Source organism: Streptomyces dysideae (assembly GCF_001514305.1).
Classification (GTDB): Bacteria; Actinomycetota; Actinomycetes; order Streptomycetales; family Streptomycetaceae; genus Streptomyces; species Streptomyces dysideae.
Map to the genome: position 1 here is coordinate 181,206 of NZ_KQ949094.1, position 14,901 is coordinate 196,106.

Consider the following 14,901-nt stretch of genomic DNA (forward strand, 5'->3'; position numbering starts at 1 on the left):
ATTGTACGGCGCAGCTTTGCCGGGCCTCGGAGCAAGGTTGGCCGGGGGCGAGGCCCCGACCGGTCAGAAGCTCCAGGACACCGTGTCGTCCATCTGCATCACGGCGACCAGGACCAGCAGGTCGGCGACGCCGAGCCCGAGGCCGAGGTACGCGCGGCCGCGGCGGGCGGTGCCGCGCCACAGGGCCACGCTCGCCAGGGCGAGGGCGATCGGGCCGAGGAAGACGTTCAGGACGAGGAGGCCCAGCAGGCCCAGGATGAAGGACGCCACCGCCATGCCGTCGGCGTCACGGGTGCGGGTGGCGGGGCGGCGGACGGTGGCCGGTGCGGTGAGTTGCATGGGAAGTCGGCTCCTGACGGACGGGTGGGGGTGTCAGTTGGCGGACGTGCGGCGGCGGGCATGGCGCTCGCGGAGGGCGAAGATGCCCAGCCAGGCGGCGATCACGGCGGCGCCGACGAGGGTGACGCCGATCGGTGCGTGGGCCACGGTGCCCATGACGACGCCCAGCAGCAGGAGTGCGGCGACGAGGAACAGCATGAGTGGGATCCCCCTCCGAGATACCTGTTCGGTGAACAGTTGTAGTTACAGTTGTTCACTGACCATGGAGTCTAGCGCGCACAACGGCTTTCCAATTCCGGAGAACAGTTGTTAACTGCATGGCATGAGTCACACCCTCGGCATCCGGCAGGCCCAGAAGCAGAAGACCCGGCAGGCGCTCCTGGACGCGGCGTTGGGACTGCTGGAGGAGCAGAGCCTGAGCAGCCTGGGCCTGCGCGAGGTCACCCGTGCCGTCGGTGTCGCCCCCACGGCCTTCTACCGGCACTTCCGCTCCACCGCGGACCTCGGAGTCACCCTGGTCGAGGAGGCGCTGGGCAGCCTGCACCCGATGATCCGCACGACGGTGCACCCGTCGGACACCAGCGACGAACGCATAGCGCGCGCCGTCGAGTTGATCGCCCGCCATGTGGCCGCGAACCCGGCCCACATCCGCTTCATCGCCCGTGAGCGGCACGGCGGGGTCCAGCCGGTGCGGGCGGCGATCCAGGACCAACTGGCCCGTTTCGCCGAAGATGTGAAGGCCGAGCTCGCCATGGACCCCGTGTCGGCGGGCTGGCACGACGACGATCTGCTGATGCTGGCCCATCTCTACGTCGACCAGATGCTGATGACGGCCTCGCTGTTCCTGGACGCGCTGGAGGCGACGGAGGAGGAGCGCGAGCGCATCGCCCAGATCGCCACCAACCGGATGCGGCTGATCAGCATCGGGCGCCGGCACTGGCTCGACTGAGCCCCCGTAACAGTCGTAGTGGTCACAGTCGTACGGCAGGGGCGGCGCGCCCATCCATCGGGCGCGCCGCCCCTGCCGTACGAAATCCGGCGTCAGCCCTGCTGGGCCTGCTGCCCACCGCCGGGGCCGCCGCAGCCACCGCCGGGGCCACCCTGGCCTCCGCCCGGCCCACCGGACGGCATGCCCGACGGAGCGCCCGACGGTGCCCCGCTCGGCATGCCCGAGGGCGCGCCGGACGGGGGCTGGCAGGACGACTGCTGCTGGCCGGAGTTGCCGCTGTCCGAGGACGACGACGAGTCGCCGGAGCCGCAGGCCACCAGGGCCAGGGGCGAGAGCGCCAGCAGGGCCACCGCGGGGACGAGACGCACACGTTTCATGAGAGACAGCTCCAAGAACGATGAGGGAGTCCTGATGCAGGCACTCAACCAACGTCACTTAGGGCTTCCTCGGGGGCGTACTGTCCACGGCCTGTGCGTCAGGCAAAGCGCCGCTAAAGGAGCGCCATTGACCTGCGCCGTCAGCCCAGCCGCACCCGCGCCAGCTGTCGTGACTGTGCCACCAGCCGGTCCGCGCCGTCCCAGACCTCGGCGTCCTCCTCCAGGAAGCCGCCGGCGAGGTTGCGTGTGGTGATCGACACCCGTAGCGGACCCGGGGCGGGTCGGCACCGTACGTGCACGGTGAGTTCGACGGTCGGGACCCAGCCGGACAGGCCGATCTCGAAGGCGGTCGGGGGCAGCGCGTCCACGGCGAGCAGGAGTGAGAAGGGGTCGGCGTCGCGGCCGTCGGCGAGACCGAACCACGCTCGCATCTCCCCGTTGCCGGACGGCGCGCCGAGCGCCCAGCCCAGGGTGGACGGGTCGAGCTTGAGCATCAGCCGGTCGGTGATGGCCGAGCTGCCGGGCACCGGCGCCGGGCTGTCGGCGGGGCCGAAGCACTGCTCGAGCGGCGGGATCGCGGGCGGTTCGGCCGTCGTGCGGATGTCGTCGGGGAGGGAGTCCAGGTCGCCGTACGAGGCGAGGACGCGGATCCGCTCGACCTCGCGGCCCTGCTCGTCGTACTGGAAGAGCGAGGCCTGGCCGGTCGACAGCGTGCGGCCGGTGCGGACGATGTCCGTGCGGACGACCGCCGGCCCCGGTGCGGACGCGGTGAGGTAGTGCGCCGAGATCGTGAACGGGTCGGCGTGCGGCAGGGCGTGGGCGAGGGCGCGGCCGAGGACCGCGAGCAGGTAGCCGCCGTTGACGGCGCTGATGATCGTCCAGCCGGCGGAGAGGTCGATGTCGTAGACGCCGGGTTCGCGCAGGGTGAGCGCGGTGTCGCGGTCGAACTCGCTGTCGCCGATCGTGGCCCGGGTGGCCGCGGCGGAGGCTGCTTCTGGCATGGCTGAACGGTACAACAGGAAATTACTAAGCGGTAGCTTTCAGCGTTACGGCGACGTGAAGCCGGTAAGTGCGCGCTCGCGCCCGAAACCCGGAGCCCGCGCTGCCCCTCTTTGGGGACATGAGTCTCACCGGGACCCCGTTTCTCTACACGCTTGTCGCGCTGTCCGTCGTGGCCGTCGTGCTGCCGCTCGTCCTGTGGTCGCGGATCCGCGGCCCCCGGGTGCTGCGGGGCGCGACCCGGGTGCTGATGCCGCTGTTCGCCCAGGGGACGGCGGTCACCCTGGTCTTCACTGTGTACGTGCCGCGCAACGCGGGCGGCCACACGATGGCGCTGTGGCGGCCCCAGGTGGTACCGGCGTTCCGCTGGCTGACCGAGGTGATGGGCCCCCACCAGACCCGCACGACATCCCGCCCTACTCCTCCCGCACCGTCGACCGACGATTCCACGCACGCGGCGCTCGCCAGTGGTACCGCATCGCGAGCAGCCGCAGTGCGAAGGCCGTGACCGCCGCCAGGGCGCTGGTGAGCGGGGTCAGGGCGTCGTAGCGGATGCACAGGACGACCATCGTGGCGCCGACGATCGCCGGGACCGCGTACAGGTCGCGGTCCCAGCGCAGCAGGGACGGCACCTCGTTGGCGAGGACGTCGCGGAGTACGCCGCCGCCCACGGCCGTGGCGAGGCCGAGGCAGGCGGAGGCGGTGAGGCCGAGGCCGTACTCGTACGCCTTCGTCGTCCCGGCGACGCAGAACAGGCCGAGGCCCGCCGCGTCGAAGACGTTCACGCCGGTCTGGATGCGCTCCACCTGCGGGTGGAGGAAGAAGACCAGGAGCGCGGCGAGCAGCGGGGTGAGGAAGTACCCCAGATCCGTGAAGGCGGCCGGCGGTACGGCGCCGATGACCAGGTCACGGAAGAGCCCGCCGCCCAGCGCGGTGACCTCGGCGAGGACGGCGATGCCGAAGACGTCGAAGTTCTTGCGGACCGCCAGCAGGGCGCCGGAGATGGCGAAGACGAAGATGCCGACCAGGTCGAGCGTGTGCTGGACGGAGGGGCTGAAGAGTTGCTGGAGCACCCTGCCATTCTCACCCAGCACGAACCCCCTACCTTACATTGCAAGGCAGAGGGCCGTTTTCACTTACTTGTCTTCGGTGTTCTCCGTGGTCTCGGTCTCCTTGGCGGCCTCCGCCTTGGACACCTCCGCCGCCACCGCCGCCGACGTCTCCGCCGACTCCGCCAGCACCTCGTCGGACACCAGCTCCGCCGCCTCCTTCGCGGCGGTCAGCAGGACCGTGTCCTGCGGGGCCTGGTCCTCGAAGTTCTCCGGGTGGTGGCAGGCCACACTCTGGCCGGGCCTCAGCTCCAGCAGCGGCGGCTCGGTCGTCCTGCAGATCTCCGTCGCCTTCCAGCACCGGGTGTGGAAGCGGCAGCCGCTCGGCGGCGAGATCGGCGAGGGCACGTCACCCCGGAGCAGGATGCGCTCGCTCTTGGCCGCACCGCGGCGCGGGTCCGGGACCGGCACCGCCGACATCAGGGCCTTGGTGTACGGGTGCATCGGCGCCGTGTACAGCTGGTCGCGGTCGGCCAGCTCGACGATCTTGCCGAGGTACATCACCGCGACCCGGTCCGAGACATGGCGTACGACGGACAGGTCGTGCGCGATGATCACGTACGTCAGGCCGAGCTCTTCCTGGAGGTCGTCCATCAGGTTGACGACCTGGGCCTGGATCGACACGTCGAGCGCGGAGACCGGCTCGTCGGCCACGACCATCCGGGGCTTGAGGGCCAGGGCGCGGGCGATGCCGATGCGCTGGCGCTGGCCGCCGGAGAACTCGTGCGGGTAGCGGTTGTAGTGCTCGGGGCTCAGGCCCACCAGATCCAGGAGGCGCTGGACCTCCTTCTTGACGCCGCCCTCGGGCTCGACGCCCTGCAGCCGGAACGGCGCGGAGACGATGGTGCCGATGGTGTGCCGGGGGTTCAGCGAGCCGTACGGGTCCTGGAAGATCATCTGCACGTCCCGGCGGAGCGGGCGCATGCCGCCCGTGCTGAGGTGCGTGATGTCCGTGCCGTCGAACTCGATCCTGCCGCCGGTGGGTTCCAGCAGCCGGGTGATGAGCCGGCCCATGGTCGACTTGCCGCAGCCGGACTCGCCGACGACGCCGAGGGTCTCGCCCCGGCGCACCTCGAAGTCGATCCCGTCCACGGCCTTGACCGCCCCGGCCTGCCGCTGCAACAGGCCCTTCTTGATGGGGAAGTGCTTGACCAGGCCCTCGACCCTGAGCAGCGGTTTCTCGTCCTCGGACGCCTTCTCCGTGGTCACGGCCGATGTCCCGGCCCGGGTCTCAGTCTCGCTCACAGCTTCGGCGCAATCTCTTCGTTCCAGATCCGCGTACGGTCCTCCGACGACAGATGGCACGCGGTGAAGTGCCTGCTGCCGACCTCGCGCAGCTCGGGGCGCTCGGTGCGGGTGATCCCGCCCTTGGGGACGTCCGCGTACGGGCAGCGCGGGTTGAAGGCGCACCCCGAGGGGACATTGATGAGGCTGGGCGGCTGGCCCTTGACCGGGATGAGCCGGTCGGTCTGCTCCCGGTCGATGCGCGGCATCGAGCCCAGCAGGCCCCAGGTGTAGGGGTGCTGCGGCTCGTAGAAGATGTCGTCGACCGGTCCCCGCTCCACGCACCGGCCGCCGTACATCACGAGGATGTCGTCCGCGATCTCGGCGACCACACCGAGGTCGTGCGTGATGATGACGACCGCGGAGCCGAACTCCTTCTGCAGGTCCCGGATGAGGTCGAGGATCTGCGCCTGCACGGTCACGTCGAGCGCGGTGGTCGGCTCGTCCGCGATGAGCAGTTCGGGGTTGTTGACCAGCGCCATGGCGATCATGGCGCGCTGGCGCATACCGCCGGAGAACTCGTGCGGGTAGCTGTCGACGCGCTTGTTCGGCTCGGGTATGCCGACCCGGTCGAGGAGTTCGACGGCGCGGCGGCGGGCGGTCTTCTTGTCGACCTTGTGGTGGACCCGGTAGGCCTCCACGATCTGGTTGCCGATCGTGTAGTACGGGTGCATCGCGGACAGCGGGTCCTGGAAGATCATCGCCATCTCACGGCCCCGCAGCCGGCGCACCTCGTCGGGGCTCGCCGAGACGAGCTCCTTGCCGTCGAGCCAGATCTCGCCGGACATCTGCACGTTCTTGCCGCGGTTGCCCAGGCGGTGCAGGCCCATGATGGCGAGCGAGGTCACGGACTTGCCGGAGCCGGACTCGCCCACGATGCCGAGGGTCTTGCCCTTCTCCAGCTGGAAGGAGAGACCGTCGACGGACTTCACCAGGCCGTCGTCGGTCGGGAAGTGCACCTTCAGGTCGCGTACGTCGAGGAACGCGCTGGGCGTCCCGCCGGTACGGGTGGGCTCGCCCAGGGCGGCCCCGGTCTTGGACAGGTCGGTCACGAGAGCCTCACCCGCGGGTCGACGGTGGCGTACAGGACGTCCACCACCAGGTTGCAGAACACGACGAAGAAGGCGGCCAGCAGGGTGACCCCGAGGATCGGCGGCAGATCGTTGTCGGTGATGGCCTGGACGGCGTACTGGCCGATGCCCGGCAGCGAGAACACCGACTCGGTGATCACCGCGCCGCCGAGCAGCAGGCCGATGTCCATGCCGAAGACCGTGACGATCGGGGTGAGCGCCGCCCGCAGCCCGTGCTTGAGGACGACCTTGCGCTCGCCCAGGCCCTTGGCCCGCGCGGTGCGGATGAAGTCCTCACTCATGGTTTCGAGCATGCCGGAACGGGTGAGCCGCGCGTATATGGCGGAGTACAGCAGGGCCAGCGAACACCACGGCAGGATCAGGGTGTTGGCCCACTGGGACGGATTCTCCGTGAACGGCACATAGGTCCGCCCGAAGATGTCCAGCTGGTAGCTGAAGACGAGCAGCGCCAGCTGGCCGGTGAAGAACATGGGGAGCGACACGCCGGCGAGGGCCACGCCCATCGCGCTGCGGTCGAAGAACGAGCCGGGCCTGAGCGCGGAGATCACACCCGTGGCGACGCCGGCCACCAGCCACAGCACGGCGGCGCCCGCGGCCAGGGAGGCGGTCACCGGCAGCCGGTCCACGAGCTGCGGCCAGACCTCGATGTGCTGCTTGAAGGAGTAGCCGAAGCAGGGCACGTCACACTTGGCCGTCGTGGGGCCGAGGTTGTAGGTGGCGCCGGAGACGATCCCCTTGATGAACTCCCAGTACTGCTCGTAGACCGGCTTGTCGAGCCCGAGGTTGGCCTTGACCGCCGCGATGTCCTCGGGCGAGGGGTTCTTTCCGATGTACTGGGCGGCCAGTTGGTCGGGGCTCTGCCCGGCCAGTCTCGGCAGCAGGAAGAAGATGCCGAAGGTGACCGCGGTGACGACCAGCAGCAGGATCACTGCCGCGAACGTCCGGCGGATGATGTACGAGATCACGGGGACCGGCGCCGGCGCCCACGGGCCACGAGGCCCGCGGGCGCCAATGCCTTCACCTGCCTTCCAGGGCTGCTTCTTCGCGCTACTTCTTGGTCGTGCCGAGGTTGAGAGCGTCGTACTGACCGCTCCAGGCCGCCGACGAGACCACGTTGGTGGCGTCGGGCGAGCGGTACAGCAGGACCTTGAAGTAGGTCAGCGGGACGATGACGGCCTCGTCCATGGTCTTCTTGTCGACCTCGGCGTAGGCCGCGTTGCGCGCCGCCTCGTCGGGGTTCTGGATGGCCTCGTCGAGCAGCTTGTTGACGTCGGCGTTGTCGAACGAGGAGAGGTTCGTGTTGCCGGACGAGCTGATCGCCTTGCCGTTGAGGATCTGGTTCAGGAAGCCGTAGCCGGTCGGCCAGTCGGCGCCCCACTGCATCATCATGATGCCGATGCCCTGCTTCTTGGCGAACGCCGGCACACCCGCGTAGTCGGTGAAGTACTTACCGGACGGGTACTGCTTCATCTCGGCGTTGATGCCGACCTTCTTCAGCGAGTCGATGATCGCGGTGGCCGCGTCCACCTCCTGCTGACGGTCGCTGCGCGCGGAGATGTAGGTCTTGAAGCCGCTCGGCTGCTTGCAGGCCGTCAGGTGCTCCTTGGCCTTGGCGGCGTCGCCCTTGCCGCCCTTGCTGGCGTAGCTGTCGAACTTCTGGTAGCCGATCACGTCCGGCGGCAGCACCGTGGAGGCGATGTCACCACGGACCGGGCCGCCCTGCGCGGTCTGCACGGCCACCTTGTCGATGGCGTACTGCACGGCCTTGCGGCACTCGACGTTGTCGAACGGCTTGACCTCGGTGTTCAGCGCCGCGTAGACGAGACGGCCACCGTAGGTGTTGTCGGTGTTGGCCTTCTCGTCGGCGTTGTTGAGCACCTGGGCCTGGGTCTGGGTGTCCACACCGCGACCGGCGAGGTCGATGGTGGTGGTGCCCGCCATCAGGTCCTTGTCGATGGTGGCCTGGTTGACCTTCAGCTTGACCACGATCTTGTCCGGGTACTGCTTGCGCAGCGGGTCGGTGTCGGCGCTCCACTCGGGGTTGCGCACCAGGGTGACCGACTTGCCCTCTTCGTAGCTCTCGAACTTGTACGAGCCGGAGGAGACGATCTTCTTGGTGTAGTCGACGCCGGTGTCCTTGGCGCGCGGCACCGGAGCCGTCTGCGGGGCGGTCACCAGGTAGTCGAAGTCGGTGAACGACTGCTTCAGCTTGAAGGTGATCGTGTACTTGTCCGGCGTCTCGATGGACGCGATGCCGGCCTCGCTCTTGTCCTTGTACGGACCCTTGTACTTGTCGCCGCCGTCGAGGAACTGCGCGAAGTAGTTCGGGCCGAGGGAGAGGACGTCACGGGCGAAGTTGGAGCGCTCCACCGCGTACTTGACGTCCGCCGAGGTGACCTCGGTGCCGTCCTCGTACTTGACGCCCTTGCGGATCTTGTACGTCCAGGTCTTGCCGCCGTCGGTGGTCTCGCCCTTGGACTCGGCGAGGTCGGGCACGACCTCGTTGCCCTTCTCACCGGGCGCCGGCTTGAAGGTGAGCAGGGGACGCGCGTAGAGGCGGCTGAAGTTGTACATGTACGCGTAGTACGTGTTGCCCGGGTCGAACGAGTCCGGGACGTCGGACATCGCGTAGTTGACCGTGCCGCCCTTCGCCGTGGACGCGTTCACGACGGAGTTCGTCGCGGCATTGGCTCCAGCGGCCTTGTTGCCGTCGTTGTCACCGTTGTCGTCGGCCTTGCTGCAGCCTGCCAGAAGCAGGCCAGCACTACTGATGGCCGCGACTACGGCCATTGCTGACCTTCGCATGATGGTCGCATTCCCCTTCGTAGTTGGACACTTGGGCTGGACGCGGACACCCGTCCGCGACCGCAGACGTCAGCGGCTGCGGGGGTCGAGAGCGTCCCGGAGGCCGTCACCGAGCAGGTTGAAGGCCAGTACGGTGATGAAGATGGCGAGGCCGGGGACGATCATGTACTGCGGATCGACCTCGAAGAAGTCGACGGCCTGGTTGAGCATGCCGCCCCACGAAGCCTGCGGCGGCTGGATGCCGACGCCGAGGAAGCTCAGCGAGGCCTCGAAGAGGATGTTCGTCGGGATGAGCAGCGTCGAGTAGACGATGATCGGCGCGACGAGGTTCGGCAGCAGCTCCTTGAAGAGGATGTACGGCCCGCCGGCCCCCATCCCCTTGGACGCGTCGACGAACTCCCGCTCGCGCAGCGCCAGGGTCTGGCCGCGGACGATACGCCCCATGTACGGCCAGTTGAAGAAGCCGATGACGAAGATCAGCACGAGGATGTGCAGCGGGAGCCCTTCGAGACCGAACGCGCCGCCCTGCAGTGTCGCCGAGATGGCGATGGCGAAGAGCAGCAGCGGGAAGGCGAGGAAGGTGTCCATGAGCCGGCTGACGATCGCGTCGACCCGGCCGCCGTAGTACCCGGCGACCAGGCCCAGCACGGTGCCGATGGCGACGGAGAGCACCGTCGCGCCGAAGGCGACGACCAGGGAGACCCAGGAGCCCTCCAGGATGCGGGCGAGGATGTCACGCCCGAACTTCGGCTCCACCCCGAGCGGGTGGTCCCAGCTCATGCCGCCGAAGTCCCCTTTGGGGAGGGTGGTGTTGGGGTCGATCAGGTCCTGGTGGAAGGCGTCGGGGTCGAGGCCCAGCAGTGACTGCAGCGGTCTGGACAGGGCGGCGACGAGGATGAGCAGCACCACGATGACGCCGCCCGCCACGGCCACCTTGTCGCGTTTGAAGCGGGTCCAGGCGATCTGCCCGAGAGACCGGCCCTCGATCTGTTTGGACTCGACGCCCTCGAGTACGGCCTCGGGCTGGGCCTCGGCCTGCGATCCGGTTGTCTCGATCGGTGCCGTCACAAGTGCCCTGCCCCTTCTCGCCGGTGGTCACCGGCCTTCAACGCCGTTGATTACGGCCTGACTCACGCACGGCATCGATGTTTCCCGATGCCTGACTGGGGAGTCTTCAACGTCCTCGCGATCACCCGCCAGATCTGATGGAGAAAGTATGCGCAACCGTGATGCGGGCTCGGAAGTTCCGTTATCCGAACAGCAGTTAACGGGAGGCGGACACGGGCCAGTTGGGACAATCGTGAACCAGTGGGACCTTCCACCCTCATCTACGCGCGCAGAGGGGATCCACCGGGCCGCGGAGCGGCTAGCCTCTTCATCTGTTACAGCGGTTCACAGCAGGCGGTCACACAGATGGACTTCCCAGCGGATCTTCCCGCGGACTTCCCGGCACAGGCACACCCCCATCCGCACGGCGGATGGCCCGGCAACGAGCTGGAGGAGGTGCTCTCCGCCTCCCTCGGCATGCCCTCGGCCGGCGGCCGGATCATCGAGGTCCTCGGCCGCAGCTTCGTCTGGGTACCGCTGCCGAGCGGCGGCGGCCCGCACAGCGGCCCGCTGGACCTGCCCACGCTGGAGATCGACGGCCAGGCCTACGTCCCGGTCTTCAGCTCCGAGGAGCAGTTCCGGCAGGTCGCCGGCTCCCACATGTCGTACACGATCGCCCCCGCCGTGGAGTTCGCCCGCGGCCTGCCCCCGCAGGTGGGCATCGCCGTGAACCCCGAGGGCGTGGTCGGCGTCCCGCTCCCGCCGCAGGCCGTGGCCGAGCTGTGCCGGGTCGGCCGCACCCCGCTGGACGGCCTCACGACCGGCGGCCGGGTCAAGCTGTACGAGCCGGACTGGCAGGACGACCCGGTCGACTTCCTCGCCGCGGCGTCGGCCGAGTTCGCTGCGACAGGCGTGATCCTCACGGCCCGCCGCTGCCTTGCCGCGATCGAGACGGCGACCCCGGTGATGTTCGTAGGCGTGGAGTTGTCGGTGTGGGAGGGCGACATGCGGGCCCTGCCGATGGACGCGCTGGGCAGGGCATTGGGCAGAGTGCCGGTGCAGTGGCCGGTGAACCTGGTGCTGTTGGACGTGGCGCAGGATCCGGTGGGCGAGTGGATGCGAGCAAAAGTACGGCCGTTCTACCAACAGGCGTAGGGCTGAGCGCCCCGCCAGGGGCGCGGGGCTGTATCAATGTGCGGCTCCGCCGCGCGGGCGCGATCAACCCCACCGACCCGCAGCCCGAAGACCACAACAGCTCCCGAGCTCTCAACGCTTAAGCTGGTCCCCACATACGCATCGATTCCCGAAATCGTTTCCCGAAGGGGCGGTAACAGGTGAGCGCGAGCGGCACCGCCGCGACCGGGCAGGTCGAGCACATGCTGCGCCAGGTGACACCGGGGCGCTACGACGCCTACGAGGCCCTCCTCCGCGCGCTCGCGACGCCGTCCTCCGGCCAGATCTGGATGCTGCTGTGGCACGGCCAGGCCGGCTCCCCCGACGCCCAGTACGGAAACATGGACGTCGACGGCTACGGCTACGCCCCCTGCGTGACCTCCGCCCAGGAACTCTCGGCCAGCGGCTGGAACCGCTCGTACGAGGTGGTCGACGGCGTCGACGTGGCCCGCACCCTCTACCCGGACCACTACGGCCTCTGGCTCAACCCGCACGCCCCCGGCGGCGGCGTCGGCATCCCCTGGCTCGACCTGCGCCGTATCGCCACCGGCCTGGACCGCCAGCCCGCCGGCCCGCTGCGCCTGTCCGAACCGGGCATCGAGGTCCCGCAGTTCTACGCCCTGCTCACCCAGAACGCCCACCGCACCCCGGCCGTCCGCGCACTGCGCCGCGCCTGGGTGCAGCCCGCGCTGGGGGCGCCGTATCTCGCCATCGGCCTCGATGTGTACGACACCAGCCCGCCCGCCGTGGATTCGGTACGCGCGATGATGCAGCAGTCCATCGGCGCGTGCCCGGACGGGCTGCCGGTGTCGACGGTGGCGATGTCCGACGAGTACGACCCGGTCGCCCTGTGGATGCGGGCCAGCGCCCGCCCCTTCTACGACCGCGAGGCGCACGCGACCGCCCCGGTGCAGGCCCCCGCCGCGGGCTACGGCTACCCGCCCGCCCGCGGCAGTTACTGAGCCGCCTCACCGCGCTCAGGCGCCGCTCACCCCGCGAAGCCGATCCTGCGCAGCGCGTCCCCCGCTTCCCGGTCCAGCAGGACCGCCGAGCCGCAGCCCTGGGGCAGGTCGCCCTTCGCCACGGAGTGGATCAGGCGGGCGGCCGCCCTGCGGTGCCGCAGGAACGCGTACCGCGAGACGCCGCGGCCGCGTTCGCGCTGGCCCTCCAGCGCGGTGTCCGGGGTGACGTCGAGCAGCAGCAGATGCAGGGTGCCGCTCCGGCGGCGGGCCTCGCGAGCCAGCCAGCCGCGCACCCAGGCCTGGGTACCGCAGTCGTGCACGACGACTCCCTCGCCGCTGCGCAGGGCGCGGCGCAGTCCGGCGTAGTGCGCGAGGCGGACGAGGGGACGGTAGACGGCGTACGGCAGGAAGCGCGGCATGCGCTCGTCCCAGCGGTCGCGGGTGTCCTGGGAGTCGATCCGGATGCCCTGGACGGCCCGTTTCATGAGGGTGGACTTGCCGCTGCCGGGCAGGCCCGTGATCACGACGAGGTCCTCGGGGCCGAAGAGCAGCGCGTGCGGGCTGCGGCCCTCGCGCTCGCGCAGGTCGCGGACGACCGGTGCGGAGAGCGTGCCGCGGGCTTCGACGGCCGGGGTCGCGTGCTGCTTGGGCAGCACGATGCCCGAGGTCGTCGCGTACGCCCTGGTCCTGTTCACCGTCATCGTCCTCCTCCGGGGTCGGGAGTCCCCATCCCCACTGAGCGTAAAGAGAAGGTAACGGTTGATCTTCCGTTTTTTCGTTCTCGTACCGCCACAGGCCGGTTACAGATGCGGGCCTGCCGTCCGCGCGCCGGCCGTGCAATGATGTGCGCGCCAACTGCATACCGGCCGCTTGAATCCGCGCGGGAGAGTTCCCAGCCCTGAGCTGGGACGCCGAAGGAGCAAGTCCCTCCCTTGAATCTCTCAGGCCCCGTTACCGCGCGGGCGAGGCACATCTGAAAAGCGGGCCGCTGCGACAGTGGCTCCACCCAAGGTGCAAGTCATGACCACCGTTTCGCGGGGTCGTGGCGAACCTCTCAGGTTCCGATGACAGATGGGGAGGAACGACCTCGCCCTCCCCCACGCTCGAATGAACTCGCGCGGGAGGTGCCCCCATCGCCTTGGGAGACGACCGTCCGATGAGCAGTAACGAACCCTCAGAGAAGCGCCGCACCGCGCTCGATGCCCTGCATCGCTCGCTCGGCGCGACGATGACCGACTTCGCCGGCTGGGACATGCCCCTGCGCTACGGCTCCGAACGCGACGAGCACATCGCCGTGCGCACCAGGGCCGGGCTCTTCGACCTCTCCCACATGGGCGAGATCACGGTGACCGGTCCCGAGGCGGCCGGCTTCCTGAACTTCGCCCTGGTCGGCAACATCGCCTCCGTCGGTGTGGGCCGCGCCCGCTACACCATGATCTGCCGGGCCGACGGCGGCATCCTCGACGACCTGATCGTCTACCGGCTGGCCGAGACGGAGTACATGGTCGTCGCCAACGCCTCCAACGCCCAGGTCGTGTTGGACGCACTCACCGAGCGGGTGGCCGGCTTCGACGCCGAGGTGCGCGACGACCGGGACGCCTACGCGCTGATCGCCGTACAGGGTCCCGAGTCCCCCGGCATCCTCAAGTCCCTCACCGACGCCGACCTGGACGGCCTGAAGTACTACGCCGGTCTGCCCGGCACCGTCGCCGGGGTTCCCGCGCTCATCGCGCGCACCGGCTACACCGGCGAGGACGGCTTCGAGCTGTTCGTTCGGCCGGAGCACGCCGTCGAGCTGTGGCAGGCCCTGACCAAGGCCGGCGAGGGCGCCGGTCTGGTCCCCTGCGGCCTGTCCTGCCGGGACACGCTCCGCCTGGAGGCGGGCATGCCGCTGTACGGGCACGAGCTGAGCACTGACCTGACGCCCTTCGACGCCGGGCTCGGCCGGGTGGTGAAGTTCGAGAAGGAGGGCGACTTCGTCGGCCGCGAGGCGCTGACCGAGGCGGCCTCCCGCGCGGAGACGAACCCGCCCCGCGTCCTGGTCGGCCTGGTCGCCGAGGGCCGCCGCGTCCCGCGCGCCGGGTACGCGGTCGTCGCCGGCGGCGAGGTGATCGGCGAGGTCACCTCCGGTGCCCCCTCCCCCACGCTGGGCCAGCCGATCGCGATGGCGTACGTCGACGCGGCGCACGCGGCGCCGGGTACGCCCGGGGTCGGCGTGGACATCCGAGGCAGCCACGAGCCGTACGAGGTCGTGGCACTGCCGTTCTACAAGCGCCAGAAGTAGAGACTGAACGCGGTAGCGCGCACCCGTGCGTGACCCTGCGCACATTTCCGCTGCTCACACGCGTTTCCAGCAGTCCCCCATTCACCAGCACTCCCCCGCTTACAGGAGAATTCAGGCCATGAGCAACCCCCAGCAGCTGCGCTACAGCAAGGAGCACGAGTGGCTGTCGCCCGTCGAGGACGGCGTCGCCACGATCGGCATCACGGAGTTCGCGGCGAACGCGCTCGGCGATGTCGTCTACGCCCAGCTCCCCGAGGTCGGCTCCACCGTGGCCGCGGGTGAGACCTGCGGCGAACTGGAGTCCACCAAGTCGGTCAGCGACCTGTACTCCCCCGTCTCCGGTGAGGTCACCGAGATCAACGAGGACGTCGTGAACGACCCGGCGCTGGTGAACTCGGCCCCCTTCGAGGGTGGCTGGCTGTTCAAGGTACGCGTCACGGACGAGCCGGCCGACCTGCTCTCCGCCGACGAGTACGACGCCC

General features: G+C 69.3%; 16 protein-coding genes, 1 pseudogene and 2 riboswitches. Of the genes and pseudogenes, 6 read left to right on the forward strand and 11 right to left on the reverse strand.

From position 1 onward, the window contains the following. Window positions 1–63 precede the first annotated feature (63 nt). Window positions 64–339, reverse strand: a complete 276-nt coding sequence (locus AQJ91_RS28435) for a DUF4190 domain-containing protein (protein WP_067027162.1) — start codon at window positions 337–339, stop codon at window positions 64–66. Window positions 340–372: 33 nt separating this feature from the next. After that, window positions 373–537 (reverse strand): hypothetical protein, encoded by a 165-nt coding sequence (locus tag AQJ91_RS54610; RefSeq protein ID WP_199848046.1) that lies wholly within the window; start codon window positions 535–537, stop codon window positions 373–375. 124 nt (window positions 538–661) lie between these two features. Here AQJ91_RS54610 and AQJ91_RS28440 point away from each other — a divergent pair, with 124 nt between their 5' ends. Beyond that, on the forward strand, window positions 662–1,288 hold the full coding sequence (locus AQJ91_RS28440; RefSeq protein WP_067027164.1) for a TetR family transcriptional regulator: 627 nt from the start codon (window positions 662–664) through the stop codon (window positions 1,286–1,288). A gap of 92 nt (window positions 1,289–1,380) precedes the next feature. Here AQJ91_RS28440 and AQJ91_RS28445 read toward each other — a convergent pair whose 3' ends face one another. Continuing rightward, on the reverse strand, window positions 1,381–1,665 hold the full coding sequence (locus tag AQJ91_RS28445) for a hypothetical protein (RefSeq protein WP_067027166.1): 285 nt from the start codon (window positions 1,663–1,665) through the stop codon (window positions 1,381–1,383). Window positions 1,666–1,805: 140 nt separating this feature from the next. After that, window positions 1,806–2,666 (reverse strand): thioesterase family protein, encoded by an 861-nt coding sequence (locus AQJ91_RS28450; protein WP_067027168.1) that lies wholly within the window; start codon window positions 2,664–2,666, stop codon window positions 1,806–1,808. A 119-nt stretch (window positions 2,667–2,785) separates the two neighbouring features. Here AQJ91_RS28450 and AQJ91_RS56085 point away from each other — a divergent pair. Next, window positions 2,786–2,977 (forward strand): annotated as a pseudogene (locus AQJ91_RS56085) (esterase); the annotation flags it as partial. A gap of 103 nt (window positions 2,978–3,080) precedes the next feature. Here AQJ91_RS56085 and AQJ91_RS28460 read toward each other — a convergent pair. The 6 genes from AQJ91_RS28460 to AQJ91_RS28485 all read right to left on the reverse strand — a co-directional run bounded on the left by AQJ91_RS28460 (window position 3,081) and on the right by AQJ91_RS28485 (window position 10,021). Beyond that, window positions 3,081–3,737: a trimeric intracellular cation channel family protein gene (locus AQJ91_RS28460; protein ID WP_067027201.1), complete on the reverse strand. Its 657-nt coding sequence runs from the start codon at window positions 3,735–3,737 to the stop codon at window positions 3,081–3,083. Window positions 3,738–3,800: 63 nt separating this feature from the next. Further along, entirely contained in the window at window positions 3,801–4,982 is a 1,182-nt protein-coding gene (locus AQJ91_RS28465; RefSeq protein ID WP_199848047.1) for an ABC transporter ATP-binding protein, read from the reverse strand. Window positions 4,983–5,014: 32 nt separating this feature from the next. Continuing rightward, entirely contained in the window at window positions 5,015–6,109 is a 1,095-nt protein-coding gene (locus AQJ91_RS28470) for an ABC transporter ATP-binding protein (RefSeq protein WP_067027174.1), read from the reverse strand. Continuing rightward, window positions 6,106–7,113, reverse strand: coding sequence for an ABC transporter permease (locus tag AQJ91_RS28475; RefSeq protein ID WP_067027175.1), 1,008 nt, complete (start codon window positions 7,111–7,113; stop codon window positions 6,106–6,108). Before AQJ91_RS28475 ends, AQJ91_RS28470 begins: the two co-directional genes overlap by 4 nt. 82 nt (window positions 7,114–7,195) lie before the next feature. Beyond that, a complete protein-coding gene (locus AQJ91_RS28480; RefSeq protein WP_199848048.1) occupies window positions 7,196–8,953 on the reverse strand; it encodes an ABC transporter substrate-binding protein in 1,758 nt (585 codons plus the stop codon). Between the two features lie 69 nt (window positions 8,954–9,022). Beyond that, window positions 9,023–10,021, reverse strand: a complete 999-nt coding sequence (locus tag AQJ91_RS28485) for an ABC transporter permease (RefSeq protein WP_067027180.1) — start codon at window positions 10,019–10,021, stop codon at window positions 9,023–9,025. A gap of 345 nt (window positions 10,022–10,366) precedes the next feature. Here AQJ91_RS28485 and AQJ91_RS28490 point away from each other — a divergent pair, with 345 nt between their 5' ends. Beyond that, window positions 10,367–11,155, forward strand: a complete 789-nt coding sequence (locus AQJ91_RS28490; RefSeq protein WP_067027182.1) for an enhanced serine sensitivity protein SseB — start codon at window positions 10,367–10,369, stop codon at window positions 11,153–11,155. Between the two features lie 179 nt (window positions 11,156–11,334). Beyond that, window positions 11,335–12,135, forward strand: a complete 801-nt coding sequence (locus tag AQJ91_RS28495) for an enhanced serine sensitivity protein SseB C-terminal domain-containing protein (RefSeq protein ID WP_067027184.1) — start codon at window positions 11,335–11,337, stop codon at window positions 12,133–12,135. 26 nt (window positions 12,136–12,161) lie between these two features. Here the strand turns inward: AQJ91_RS28495 and AQJ91_RS28500 are convergent, their stop codons facing one another. Beyond that, complete coding sequence (locus AQJ91_RS28500) at window positions 12,162–12,836, reverse strand: AAA family ATPase (RefSeq protein ID WP_067027186.1); 675 nt, start codon at window positions 12,834–12,836, stop codon at window positions 12,162–12,164. Window positions 12,837–13,006: 170 nt separating this feature from the next. Beyond that, window positions 13,007–13,102: riboswitch (glycine riboswitch) on the forward strand. Next, a riboswitch (glycine riboswitch) is annotated at window positions 13,103–13,216 on the forward strand. Window positions 13,217–13,291: 75 nt separating this feature from the next. Between AQJ91_RS28500 and gcvT the strand changes: the two genes are divergently transcribed. After that, on the forward strand, window positions 13,292–14,419 hold the full coding sequence (gene gcvT / locus AQJ91_RS28505) for a glycine cleavage system aminomethyltransferase GcvT (RefSeq protein ID WP_067027188.1): 1,128 nt from the start codon (window positions 13,292–13,294) through the stop codon (window positions 14,417–14,419). 118 nt (window positions 14,420–14,537) lie between these two features. After that, a partial coding sequence (gene gcvH, locus AQJ91_RS28510; RefSeq protein ID WP_067027190.1) for a glycine cleavage system protein GcvH occupies window positions 14,538–14,901 on the forward strand: 364 nt, incomplete at its 3' end.

Coding starts and splice junctions, on each gene's coding strand:
- AQJ91_RS28480 (WP_199848048.1), bottom strand. CDS start 8,953: ATGCGAAGGTCAGCAATGGCCGTAGTCGCGGCCATCAGTAGTGCTGGC.
- AQJ91_RS28440 (WP_067027164.1), top strand. CDS start 662: ATGAGTCACACCCTCGGCATCCGGCAGGCCCAGAAGCAGAAGACCCGG.
- AQJ91_RS28445 (WP_067027166.1), bottom strand. CDS start 1,665: ATGAAACGTGTGCGTCTCGTCCCCGCGGTGGCCCTGCTGGCGCTCTCG.
- AQJ91_RS28450 (WP_067027168.1), bottom strand. CDS start 2,666: ATGCCAGAAGCAGCCTCCGCCGCGGCCACCCGGGCCACGATCGGCGAC.
- AQJ91_RS54610 (WP_199848046.1), bottom strand. CDS start 537: ATGCTGTTCCTCGTCGCCGCACTCCTGCTGCTGGGCGTCGTCATGGGC.
- AQJ91_RS28435 (WP_067027162.1), bottom strand. CDS start 339: ATGCAACTCACCGCACCGGCCACCGTCCGCCGCCCCGCCACCCGCACC.
- AQJ91_RS28490 (WP_067027182.1), top strand. CDS start 10,367: ATGGACTTCCCAGCGGATCTTCCCGCGGACTTCCCGGCACAGGCACAC.
- AQJ91_RS28500 (WP_067027186.1), bottom strand. CDS start 12,836: ATGACGGTGAACAGGACCAGGGCGTACGCGACGACCTCGGGCATCGTG.
- gcvT (WP_067027188.1), top strand. CDS start 13,292: ATGAGCAGTAACGAACCCTCAGAGAAGCGCCGCACCGCGCTCGATGCC.